The organism is Citrobacter sp. ANG330 (assembly GCF_047467925.1).
Classification (GTDB): Bacteria; Pseudomonadota; Gammaproteobacteria; order Enterobacterales; family Enterobacteriaceae; genus Citrobacter_A; species Citrobacter_A amalonaticus_G.
Window position 1 is genome coordinate 1 of record NZ_JASJUI010000004.1, and the last position, 11,903, is coordinate 11,903.

An 11,903-nucleotide genomic window follows, 5' to 3' on the forward strand; every position below is an offset into this window, starting at 1 on the left:
TTATTGAGAGCCCTGAGTTAACACTCAGGGCTTTTTCTTTGTCTGAAATTTGATTATTGCTAATATCGCAAAAATCCTCTGCTTTTTCCGCTCTTTTTCCCCACTCCGCTAAACGTCATAATTCTCTCAGTTAACGAACATGATGAATCAAAGAGGAATAATTATGACAATCCCAGCCTTCGGTTTAGGTACTTTCCGTCTTAAGGACGATGTGGTTATTGCATCTGTAAAAACGGCTCTGGAGCTCGGTTATCGCGCTGTCGATACAGCACAAATCTATGATAATGAAGCTGCTGTCGGCCAGGCAATTGCAGAAAGCGGCGTTCCGCGCAATGAGTTGTACATTACGACCAAGATCTGGATCGAGAATCTGAGCAAAGACAAACTGATCCCAAGCCTTAAAGAAAGTCTGAAAAAACTGCGTACCGATTACGTTGATCTGACATTGATCCACTGGCCATCGCCAAACGATGCCGTATCGGTCGAAGAGTTTATGCAAGCGCTACTGGAAGCGAAAAAGCAGGGGCTGACACGTGAAATCGGTATCTCTAACTTCACTATCCCACTGATGGAAAAAGCCATTGCGGCGGTCGGTGCTGAAAATATCGCGACTAACCAGATCGAACTGTCTCCTTACCTGCAAAACGGTAACGTGGTTAACTGGGCGAAAGATAACGGTATCCACATCACCTCTTACATGACCCTTGCGTATGGTAAGGCACTGAAAGATGAAGTGATTGCTCGCATCGCTGCGAAGCACAGTGCAACGCCTGCACAGGTTATTTTGGCGTGGGCGATGGGAGAAGGTTACTCCGTCATCCCATCCTCTACGAAGCGTGAAAACCTGGCGAGCAACCTGCTGGCTCTGGATCTGACGTTAGATGCTGAAGATAAAAAAGCGATCGCGGCACTGGATTGCAACGATCGCCTGGTAAGCCCGGAAGGCCTGGCCCCGCAGTGGGACTAATAGATTAACCCTTGAGTGCCTTTAACCCTCTTTAACAGCTCCTCCGGGAGCTGTTTTGATATGTTCGCTCAGAAAGTCAATAAATGCCCGAATACGCGTACTTACGGCTCGATCGCTGTAATAGACTGCGCTGAACGGCATCTCAACCGGCAGACGCTTATCGGCCATCAGCTCCACAAGTTCACCGCGTGCGATCTCTTTATCGATCATGTAATCCGATAAACAGGCAATGCCATTCCCGGTGAGGCAAAGCTGTTTTAGCGTTTCACCGCTGTTGGATGATATCCCACACGTAATTTCATGAAGTTGTCCATCATGACAGGCAACGGGCCAGATATTCAGTGACACCGGCTCTGTAAAGCCCAGGCACAGATGTTTTTTCAAATCTTCCACCGTTTCCGGTTTACCAAAACGCTCGAGATAGTCTGGTGAGGCGATGATCTTCCGGTAGCTGGTAAATAAGGGGCGGGCACGCAGGCTGGAATCTGTCAGTGTGCCTGCGCGGATCGCGATATCCACTTTTCTCTCGATCAGGTTAATAAAGGTTTCAGAGGAGACAAGTGACAGGGTGATCTCCGGATAACGCTCGCGAAAAGGTTTAATTAACGGCATCAGAAAGTGTAGAACGACCGGTGTGGCGGCATCGATACGCAATAGTCCACGAGGTGTATTGCGTGTCTCCATGATTTCCGTTTCAGCAGCCGCCATTTCCTGCAACAGAGACTGCACCCGGCGAAAATAACGTTCGCCTTCTTCTGTCAGACTAAGCTGTCGTGTCGTACGGTTGAGTAAACTGACGCCGAGTTTCATTTCCAGCTTTTTGACTGCCCGGCTTACCGCTGAATTCGCCTGACCGAGTTGTTCTGCCGCCCGGCTGAAGCTTCCGCTTTCAACCACTGAAACAAACGTAGCGAGCTCTTCTGACGTTGCTTTCATTTTTGCACCCAATGCAAAATATAACTGATATTTTAGACGATTTTGTTATTAAACCATCACCACTACTTTCTGTCATCTGAATCATTATCGTATGTCATCATTAACCGTCTCCCATAATGGGTCATAGGGGGTAAGCGCTTGCTTACAAAACAATCTGCAATTGGTCGTTGAAAGTGTGAGCTAAAATCCCTATAACAGAAGAACCCGTCCGGCATCGGATGGGTTGACGTTACAGAGGTTTGAAAGTTAAAAGTGCGAAAAAATACCTATGCCATGCGCTATGTTGCCGGACAACCCGCTGAGCGGATATTGCCGCCCGGGTCATTTTCGAGCATCGGGCAGGCATTACCCGCCGGGGCGCCGTTAAGCAGCGAAGATCGGATCCGTATCCTGGTGTGGAACATTTTTAAGCAGCAGCGGGCGGAATGGCTTTCAGTGCTGAAGAATTTCGGCAAAGATGCGCATCTGGTGTTATTGCAGGAAGCGCAAACGACGCCGGAACTGGTGAAGTTTGCGACGGCGAATTACCTGGCAGCCGATCAGGTGCCGGCATTCGTTCTGCCACAACATCCGTCAGGGGTAATGACACTCTCATCTGCGCATCCGGTGTACTGCTGTCCGCTTCGCGAGCGTGAACCTATCCTGCGCCTGGCGAAATCGGCGCTGGTCACCGTCTATCCGTTGCCCGATACGCGACTGTTGATGGTCGTTAACATCCATGCAGTTAACTTTAGTCTGGGGGTCGATGTGTATAGTAAGCAGTTACTTCCAATCGGTGACCAGATTGCGCATCACAGTGGTCCGGTGATTATGGCCGGCGATTTTAATGCCTGGAGTCGACGCCGCATGAATGCGCTGTATCGCTTCGCGCGCGAAATGTCGTTGCGCCAGGTGCGTTTTACTGACGATCAGCGCCGTCGCGCGTTTGGTCGCCCCCTGGATTTTGTTTTTTATCGTGGTCTGAACGTTAGCGAGGCTTCCGTACTGGTCACGCGCGCATCCGATCACAATCCGCTACTCGTTGAATTCAGTCCCGGCAAACCTGAGCAGTAAGGTGTGTCAGGTCTGCCGTTGGGGCAGACCTGTAGTGGTGCTGCCCTTTCTCTTGCAAACAACCAAAGGACAGCACAATGACAACACACTCCCACCACGCCAACGTCGAAAAGCAGTTTGGCTCTCAGGCTAACGCCTATTTAACCAGTACCGTACATGCTTCCGGTCGCGACTTACAGCGACTGGCAGAGCGTCTGTCTGCTTTCCCCCAGGCCAGCGTACTGGATATGGGGTGCGGTGCCGGACATGCCAGCTTTATCGCCGCTCAGAATGTGAAACAGGTGGTGGCTTACGATTTATCTTCGCAGATGCTTGAGGTCGTTGCACTGGCGGCAAAAGAGAAGGGATTAGCCAATATCACGACAAAGCAAGGCTATGCTGAAAGCCTGCCGTTTGAAGATGGCGTCTTTGATGTTGTCATCAGTCGTTACTCGGCGCATCACTGGCATGATGTCGGCAGGGCGTTGCGTGAAGTCAACCGTGTATTAAAAACGGGTGGTGTGCTGATCATAATGGATGTCATGTCTCCCGGGCATCCGGTCAGGGATATCTGGTTACAGACCGTTGAAGCGTTGCGCGACACGTCACACGTTCGCAACTATTCCAGCGGTGAGTGGCTGGGACTGATAAATGACGCAAACCTGATTGTCGATTCGTTGATTAGCGACCGTTTGCCGCTGGAGTTTGGTTCATGGGTCGCGAGGATGCGTACCCCCGACGAACTGGTAGAGGCCATTCGATCGTATCAGAAGAGTGCTTCCGCAGAGGTGAAAACGTACTTCTCATTGCAGGAAGATGGTTCGTTTACCAGCGATACGATAATGGCGGAAGCGCATAAGGCAGCATAAATAAAAAAGGCACCGGGGGAATCGGTGCCTTTTAACTTTTTACGCAATTATGAGTCAGGCATGCTGTTGTTTTTCACAAACAACGTCAACTGATCGCCTGGCTTCAGATTATCCGTATCGTTGTTCCAGCGCATGACATCTTTGATGTTGACGCCGTGACGTTTAGCAATGCTCGAAAGTGAATCGCCCTTACGTACACGATAGGTAATGCTGTCGCTGTTTTTGGCGAGTAGCTGTGCTCGGTTACCTGCACCAACCGTCAGACTTTGGCCCACTTTCAGCGTTGAACCACGCAGTTTGTTCCACTGCTGCAGATCCTTCGTGCTCACGCCAAGACGTGAAGCAATGCCAGAAAGCGTATCGCCAGAGCGAACGGTGTAACTACGGCTGTTCAACGGCGTGTTATCAGCGACCAACGTGGACTGCACCGCAGCAATCTCACCTGAAGCCAGCGATTCACGCAGTTGGTCTGCATGCTTCTTTGGCACCATCACGTATTGCGGGCCGCTTGCGCCCAACGTAGAGCCTTTCACTCCGGCATTAAAGGTCTTCAGCTTACTGACGGAAATACCCGCCATATCGGCAACCTGCGCCATTTCAACCGGACTACTCAGGCGAACACGCGCCAGTGCACGGCTTTCGTCTGGTGTTGGCAGACGTACGCCATAGCGCTTGCTGTTTTTGAGAATATCACTCAAAGCCAGCATTTTCGGCACGTACCGCTTTGTCTCCTGAGGCAATGGCAACGACCAGAAGTCGGTGGATTTTCCACGCGCCTTGTTCGCTTTAATCGCCTTCATGACACGACCTTCACCGCTGTTATAAGCCGCAACGGTCAACAGCCAGTCGCCATCAAACATTTTGTTCAGACGCTGCATCATGTCGAGCGCTGCGGTTGTGGAGGCCACAACATCGCGACGCGCATCATAACTGCGGGTCTGCTTTAAACCATAATTGCGCCCCGTGCTCGGAATGATCTGCCAGATGCCTGCGGCATTGGCGCCAGACGTCGCGTGAGGATCAAAAGCGCTCTCCACTATGGGTAGTAGTACCAGTTCCATAGGCATGTTACGTTTCTTAACTTGCCCGGCTATCCAGTACATATACGGCTCTGCCCGTAAAGTTACATCGTGGAGATAGCTCTTATTGCGTAAATACTTCTGTTTTTGTTCGCGAATCCGGTCATTTTCCGGAATTCCCATCTTTAGCTCGTCGCCGATGAAAGCCCACAAGTCTTGATCCGGCGCGAGGGACGTCCCATCGTCCATCCATCGTGCCTGACTCGTAAACTTTCCGGCTTCCCCTTGACCAGCTGCAGAAAGGCTCTGTGCGTGCTGTTGGACATTGCCGGCGTTTTGAGACGACTGGCAACCCACGAGCAGGACAGAGGCGAGTAAGATCGCTTTTGCCTTCATGTGTGTGTCAATAGTTGCTTAAAAGACGACCGATCATAACGGCGAAGTTTTGAAAAGGCAACCTGCAATTATCAGAAGCTATCTTTCTTTGACCTTAACCAGGCAAAACGCTCTTCAGGGTGTTGCAATATTGTTTCTTTGTTAATTTCATTAATTAAATCAATATCTTCCGTCCTCAAAAAAATATTATTTTTACGCTCATTTTTCAGAATAACGGGGAGTGTTATTTGTTTTTTTACCCGTAACTCATTAACTTTACGATAATAATCGTTTATTGACGGATCGTGCGGAAGAATGCTTAGAGCAAACTTCATGTTTGCTAATGTATATTCGTGTGCGCAACAAACAAGCGTGTCGTCAGGAAGTGCGTTTATCTTTTTAAGTGATTGATACATTTGAGTAGGGGTGCCTTCAAACAGGCGTCCGCAACCGCCAGAGAAAAGCGTGTCGCCGCAGAACAGATAAGGTTTACTGTAGTAACAGATATGTCCTAAAGTGTGACCGGGCGTAGCAAATACACTAAATTCATGCCCCAAAATGAGGGCGGAATCGCCATCTTCGACTACCTGCGTCACGCCCTTATCTTGTGTTTCCGCAGGCCCATAAACCACAACTTGTGGGAATTTTTGCACCAGTTCTTTCACACCGCCAACGTGGTCATTGTGATGATGCGTAAGTAAAATGGCCTCCGGTTGCCATTGATTCTCAGCAATCGCCTTTAATACTGGCGCGGCTTCACCGGGATCGACAATCAGACAACGTCCTTCATCATTGTTCAGAACCCAGATGTAATTGTCCTCAAAGGCCGGAATACTGTTAAGATTCATAAATTACCTCTCTATAGGCAAAACGGATGGTTGTGATGAAACCGGCAAGGAACCCTCAGACAGTTGTAGCCCCCGTTCGCTGGGCCGATTTGCCCTGGGGCGAGTACTATCGTGAGGCGCTGGAACAACAGCTTAACCCGTGGTTTGCAAAAATGTATGGTTTTCACCTGCTTAAGGTGGGCAATTTAAGCGCAGAAATCAACTCAGAGGCCTGTGCGGTTTCGCATCAGGTTAATGTTTCTGCCAAAGGTTCGCCGGTGCAGGTTCAGGCCGATCCGCTTCATCTGCCTTTTGCGGATAAATCCGTTGATGTCTGTCTGCTGGCGCACACATTACCCTGGTGTGCCGATCCTCACCGTTTACTGCGTGAAGCCGACCGGGTTCTCATTGACGATGGTTGGCTGGTGCTAAGCGGATTTAACCCGGTGAGTCTGATGGGGTTGCGCAAACTGGTGCCGGTGCTGCGTAAATCACCCCCCTATAATAGTCGTATGTTTACGCTGATGCGTCAGCTCGACTGGCTCTCGTTGCTCAATTTTGAAGTGCTACACTACAGCCGCTTTCACGTATTACCGTGGAAAAAACAGGGCGGAAAAATGTTAAGTGCGCACCTTCCCGCGCTGGGCTGTATGCAGGTCATCGTCGCGCGTAAGCGAACGATTCCGCTTACGCTTAATCCGATGAAGCAGAATAAAACCAAAGCGCGTATACCTCAGGCCGTTGGCGCTACGCGGCAATACCGCAAACCGGATGTTTAGTTTTCGGGTTGATAGCCAACGTCTTCGTGAGTGGGATTCATGGCAGCGGCACGCGCAAGTTCATCGCAGCGTTCGTTTTCCGGATGGCCGGCATGGCCTTTTACCCACTCCCATTTGATCTGATGTTGGCCAAGCGCCGCATCGAGACGCTTCCAGAGATCGACATTTTTGACCGGTTTTTTCTCGGCGGTTTTCCAGCCGCGCTTTTTCCAGTTATGGATCCACTGCGTAATGCCCTGGCGTACATACTGGCTGTCGGTGCTCAAAATGACCTCACAATGCTCTTTCAGCGCCTCCAGCGCCATTATCGCCGCCATTAACTCCATGCGGTTATTCGTCGTGAGGGTATAACCCTCGCTGAACGTTTTTTCGCGCCCGCGATAGCGTAAAATCGCGCCGTATCCACCGGGCCCTGGATTTCCCAGGCACGAACCATCGGTGAAAATTTCTACCTGTTTAAGCATCTCTGGTAGACTTCCTGTTATTGAATCGAACCCTAAAACGACAAGTCTGACATAAATGACCGCTATGAGCACTGCAATTACACGACAGATCGTTCTCGATACCGAAACTACCGGTATGAACCAGATCGGCGCGCACTACGAAGGGCACAAGATTATTGAAATTGGTGCCGTAGAGGTGGTGAACCGACGTTTAACAGGGAATAACTTTCACGTCTACTTGAAACCCGACAGACTGGTGGATCCGGAAGCGTTTGGCGTACACGGTATTGCGGATGAGTTCTTGCTGGATAAACCAACGTTTGCCGAAGTGGCGGATGAGTTTCTCGACTATATTCGCGGGGCAGAACTGGTTATTCATAACGCATCGTTTGATATCGGCTTTATGGATTACGAGTTCGCAAAGCTCCAGCGTGATATTCCGAAAACCAACACCTTCTGTAAGGTTACCGACAGCCTGGCGCTGGCAAGGAAGATGTTCCCTGGCAAGCGTAACAGCCTTGATGCGTTATGCTCGCGTTATGAGATAGACAATAGCAAACGTACGCTGCACGGCGCATTGCTCGATGCCCAGATTCTGGCTGATGTGTATCTGATGATGACCGGCGGTCAGACGACGATGGCTTTCTCGATGGAAGGCGAAACGCAACAGCAGGACAACACGGGGATCCAGCGTCTTGTACGTCAGGCCAGTAAATTACGCGTTGTTTTCGCCACAGATGAAGAGGTGGCCGCCCATGAGTCACGACTCGACCTGGTGGAAAAGAAAGGCGGAAGCTGCCTCTGGAGAGCGTAGAAGGTGAGTTAATGAGGTAAAAATTGCCGCTTGGGTGATTTTTACAGCAAACGATTAAAAACGTGAGAAAAAGCGTTGACGAGGTGTGTGGCAATCCGTAATATGCGCTTCGTTCCCAAGCGGAACACATCGCGGAGCGGTAGTTCAGTTGGTTAGAATACCTGCCTGTCACGCAGGGGGTCGCGGGTTCGAGTCCCGTCCGTTCCGCCACTATTCAGGGCCATGTTATTAATTAACATGGCCCTTTTCTTTACCTGAATTTCCGCTATGCCGCTCAGCAGGCCATCGCCTCCAGGCTTCCCTTCACCTGCAATCTTCGACTATAACGCAGCAAGCCTCCGCGTATAGTGCGATGAGTGACAGATGCATCGCTTCCTTCCCTACTCGATACAGCCAAAAACGCCGGGGACTTCATACGCGACTTCAATCACCTGGTTTGCACAGAATTTTGGTAGGTGCGCAGCCGGAATTGACATCGCTGCCGTTGTAAAAGTTTCCTTGAATCCGTGCAACCTTTTACCCACGGCGGTTAATTCCACCGCCAGCGAAGGGGTTGCCTGGCCGATATCATTCAGAATCGAATTAAAATGCCTCATTGCCAAAAAAGAGGGCTGACTGAGCCTGGGCGAGTCGGGGGCAACTGTCATATTAGCGACGGGAGTATGATTATGCACCTGGGCATTGCAAAGGTGGGGGAATTGATTACACCATAAAACAAGATGGAATATTTTAAATAAGCCAGAACGGGCAAAAGAATCTCTGCGAGAGCCTGTATCTTTTCGCTTTTCATATTAACGGTATAAGGAACACCGAAGAATGGCTATTTCAGGTTGTCACGTGATGGCAAAACCCACCGGCTCAGTTTGCAATATCGATTGTCACTACTGTTTTTATCTGGAAAAAGAAGCGTTATATCCTGAGCGCCAGCAGCACTGGAAAATGTCTGATGAGACGCTGGAAAAATATATCCGGCAACATATCGCGGCGCAGGCATCGGAACAGGTTGTTTTTGCCTGGCAGGGTGGTGAGCCGACTATGATGGGGCTTGAATTCTTCCGCCGCGTTATCTCGCTTTGTGAAACCTATGGTCAGGGTCGCCAGATCCAACATGCGCTGCAAACTAATGGCATGTTGATGAATGATGAGTGGGCCGCTTTCTTTGCAGAACACCATTTTCTGATAGGCCTTTCGCTCGATGGTCCGCAGCCGTTGCACGATCGCTATCGGGTAACCCGATCGGGTAATGGAACACATGAACGGGTGATGAAGGCGCTGGCATTACTGAAACAATATGATGTCGCTTTTAATACGCTCACGGTTGTCGGAAAGCATAACGTTGCGCATGCTGTTGAGGTGTATCAGTTTTTATTACAGGCTGGATCCCGCTATATCCAGTTTATTCCGCTTGTCGAGCGGCTGAGTACGTCCGATGATTCGCTACTGCATTTAGTGATGCCGGGGGAAAGTGCTGCAAAACTGGCTCCGTGGACGGTACCAGCCTGGCAGTATGGTGAATTCCTCAATCAGATTTTTGATATCTGGGTACAGCGGGATGTGGGCCGGGTTTCAGTGCAGATGTTTGATGTGGCGATGGCCGCCTGGAATCAGGAACCTTCGGTATTATGCGTGCACGCCGAAACCTGTGGCCATGCGTTTGCGCTGGAATCGAATGGCGATGTGTATAACTGCGATCATTTTGTTTATCCCGAGCACCTGCTAGGAAATATCCACCAGCAGGATATTCACACGCTTAATCAGAGCGAGCAGGCCATTGCGTTTGGTAATAATAAAAAGGCTACGCTTACCCAGGATTGCCAGCACTGTGAATATCTTTTCGCTTGTCACGGTGGCTGCCCCAAACACCGTTTTTCGGTCTCGCCGGACGGCGCTCCTCGCCATAATTATTTATGTGCTGGATACAAACATTTCTTTAATCACGTTAAACCGCAGATGAAGCTTATGCAGGATTTGTTACAGGCGGGATACCCGGCAGAAACCATCATGCAAATACGGGCGCAAAAGGGATTGAAAACGGTGACAGCGAACCGAAACGCGCTTTGTCCTTGCGGTAGCGGAAAAAAATATAAGCGATGCTGCAAAGCTTAATTCGGGCATTCATGAGCCCATTTTAAATTGAATCTCAGTCACATATTTGAACATTGCTGGGCTTGTGCCTGGATACCGATCTGAGGGGGGTATTTTTTTCAAAAGTGCAATATTTACAAGTGGTTGTTGCATTCAGAGGCAGATGATACATCGGAGTTATAGATTTTTTCTATATACTTAGGCAGCAAACAATTATCGTCCCGCAGACGTCTGTTTTAACAATAGGAGGCCATAAAAAATACAAGGGCAATAAAATGGAACGTCTGACACTCTCTGATAAGTTTTACTATGCGGTTGGCGGTGGATTTGCCTCCAACCTCAGCTTTTATGCCATGCTGGTTTTTTTTATCACCTATGCTTCTGATGTATACGGCGTCAATCCCGCCACGGTGGGGGCCATTACGCTCGCCGCTCGCGGAATTGATGCGTTTATCGATCCCATCATGGGCGCAATAGGCGACAGAACCCGAACGAAATGGGGGAAATACCGTTTCTGGATAATCACTTCAGCGCCCGTACTCGGTTTTACAACATGGATGGTTTTCGCATCACCGGATTTATCGCCAACAGGGCGGGTTGTATATATTGCCTGCGTTTACATGCTTTATTCGCTGGTCTCGACGGTATCCAACATTCCGTACCACTCGCTGACGGCCTATATTACAGACAAGGTAACTGAGCGCAGCAATATTGTTTTGTTAAAGCAGTTTACCGGTATTATTGCCCAGTTTATTGTCAGCGCCGGCGGTATTTATATTCTGTCTGCATTCAGCCAAACAAAGGATGCGGCAGGAAACGGAATTGTTGATTTTCACAGTTATCACTATCTCGGTATTTTGTTTGGGGTCGTCACAACGATTGGCTTTTGGATTTGCGCCTACGGTGCCCGCCGACAGGATAGCTGGCAGCGTATTCTGGAAGATGAAAAAGCCCTGCAAAAAGAGTCAATTGCCGATCAGAGCAATGTTGTTGTGGCGGTATTCCGTCAACTGTCTCTGGCATTTCGCAGCCGTTCGCTTGGCTGTCTGGCTCTTGCTTCCGCGTCTAACACGCTTTCTTTGGCGATTACCGCAGGCGTGACCGTACAGTTTTATCGGTGGGTTCTGCATGACACAAAATTGATTGCTACGGGCGCGCTGCTGAATATGCTTTTCGGCGCGTCGATTTACCTGTTGGTCAAATGGCTGGTATCCCGTTACGGGAATAAAACATCTTTCGTCATTATTTGTTTTGTCGCCATGCTGCCTTCGTTAATACTCTGGCTGACTTTTACCCCAGAAAATATCACCTGCACCATGGTGCTGCTTGCCTGCGTAATGGCGTTTTGCCAGGGCGGCTCGCTGGTGACCTGGATGATGGTGACGGACTGCGCAGATGAATTACGTTGGAAAACGAAACAGAATGCCGCAGGTATTGCCTCTTCAACCTTAACGTTTTCCAACAAATTTGGTTCCGCGCTGGGGGCGTTTGTGCTTGGCGGGGTCCTGGATCTGATTGGCTATATGCCGGGGGCAAAATTCCAGACGGACGGCACCTTAAGTGGCCTGCTGGTTTTAATGGTACTGACGCCGGTTTGCGGCCAGCTGTTATCGCTCTTTGCAATGATTTTTTACAGCCTGAACAAGAAAAATCACAAAGAGATCTGCATGAAACTGCTTGGGGATGGAGAATAATATGAAAGTCGTTGTGTTGATGTTTGATACCCTGCGCCGTAATAGTAACCGGCTCATTTAAAC

Annotated in this window: 11 protein-coding genes and 1 tRNA gene; 8 read left to right on the forward strand and 4 right to left on the reverse strand. The window is 49.7% G+C overall.

The window, feature by feature from the left end:
- Positions 1-163: 163 nt before the first annotated feature.
- On the forward strand, positions 164-967 hold the full coding sequence (dkgB, locus tag QNN88_RS10855; protein ID WP_414240240.1) for a 2,5-didehydrogluconate reductase DkgB: 804 nt from the start codon (positions 164-166) through the stop codon (positions 965-967).
- Between the two features lie 21 nt (positions 968-988).
- Here the strand turns inward: dkgB and yafC are convergent, their stop codons facing one another.
- Positions 989-1,903: a DNA-binding transcriptional regulator YafC gene (yafC, locus tag QNN88_RS10860; protein WP_414240241.1), complete on the reverse strand. Its 915-nt coding sequence runs from the start codon at positions 1,901-1,903 to the stop codon at positions 989-991.
- 252 nt (positions 1,904-2,155) lie between these two features.
- On the opposite strand from yafC, the gene QNN88_RS10865 reads away from it, so the two are divergent.
- Together QNN88_RS10865 and QNN88_RS10870 are read left to right on the forward strand one after the other, a co-directional pair.
- Complete coding sequence (locus QNN88_RS10865; RefSeq protein WP_414240242.1) at positions 2,156-2,956, forward strand: endonuclease/exonuclease/phosphatase family protein; 801 nt, start codon at positions 2,156-2,158, stop codon at positions 2,954-2,956.
- A gap of 77 nt (positions 2,957-3,033) precedes the next feature.
- Entirely contained in the window at positions 3,034-3,804 is a 771-nt protein-coding gene (locus QNN88_RS10870) for a class I SAM-dependent methyltransferase (protein WP_414240243.1), read from the forward strand.
- Positions 3,805-3,851: 47 nt separating this feature from the next.
- Here the strand turns inward: QNN88_RS10870 and mltD are convergent, their stop codons facing one another.
- Together mltD and gloB are read right to left on the reverse strand one after the other, a co-directional pair.
- Positions 3,852-5,219 carry a murein transglycosylase D gene (mltD, locus tag QNN88_RS10875; protein ID WP_414240244.1) on the reverse strand — a complete coding sequence of 456 codons (1,368 nt, stop codon included), beginning with the start codon at positions 5,217-5,219 and terminating at the stop codon, positions 3,852-3,854.
- Between the two features lie 71 nt (positions 5,220-5,290).
- On the reverse strand, positions 5,291-6,046 hold the full coding sequence (gene gloB, locus QNN88_RS10880; RefSeq protein ID WP_414240245.1) for a hydroxyacylglutathione hydrolase: 756 nt from the start codon (positions 6,044-6,046) through the stop codon (positions 5,291-5,293).
- A 35-nt stretch (positions 6,047-6,081) separates the two neighbouring features.
- Between gloB and QNN88_RS10885 the strand changes: the two genes are divergently transcribed.
- Positions 6,082-6,804: a class I SAM-dependent methyltransferase gene (locus QNN88_RS10885; protein WP_414240246.1), complete on the forward strand. Its 723-nt coding sequence runs from the start codon at positions 6,082-6,084 to the stop codon at positions 6,802-6,804.
- Here QNN88_RS10885 and rnhA read toward each other — a convergent pair.
- Positions 6,801-7,268, reverse strand: coding sequence for a ribonuclease HI (rnhA, locus tag QNN88_RS10890; RefSeq protein WP_414240247.1), 468 nt, complete (start codon positions 7,266-7,268; stop codon positions 6,801-6,803). The genes QNN88_RS10885 and rnhA overlap by 4 nt on opposite strands.
- A 64-nt stretch (positions 7,269-7,332) precedes the next feature.
- Between rnhA and dnaQ the strand changes: the two genes are divergently transcribed.
- The 4 genes from dnaQ (at position 7,333) to QNN88_RS10910 (ending at position 11,840) form a co-directional block, all read left to right on the forward strand.
- Positions 7,333-8,061, forward strand: a complete 729-nt coding sequence (gene dnaQ, locus QNN88_RS10895) for a DNA polymerase III subunit epsilon (protein ID WP_414240248.1) — start codon at positions 7,333-7,335, stop codon at positions 8,059-8,061.
- Between the two features lie 133 nt (positions 8,062-8,194).
- A tRNA-Asp gene (locus QNN88_RS10900) sits at positions 8,195-8,271 on the forward strand.
- 606 nt (positions 8,272-8,877) lie between these two features.
- Complete coding sequence (locus QNN88_RS10905) at positions 8,878-10,167, forward strand: anaerobic sulfatase maturase (RefSeq protein ID WP_414240249.1); 1,290 nt, start codon at positions 8,878-8,880, stop codon at positions 10,165-10,167.
- A gap of 254 nt (positions 10,168-10,421) precedes the next feature.
- Entirely contained in the window at positions 10,422-11,840 is a 1,419-nt protein-coding gene (locus tag QNN88_RS10910) for an MFS transporter (protein ID WP_414240250.1), read from the forward strand.
- The last annotated feature ends 63 nt before the right edge of the window (positions 11,841-11,903 follow it).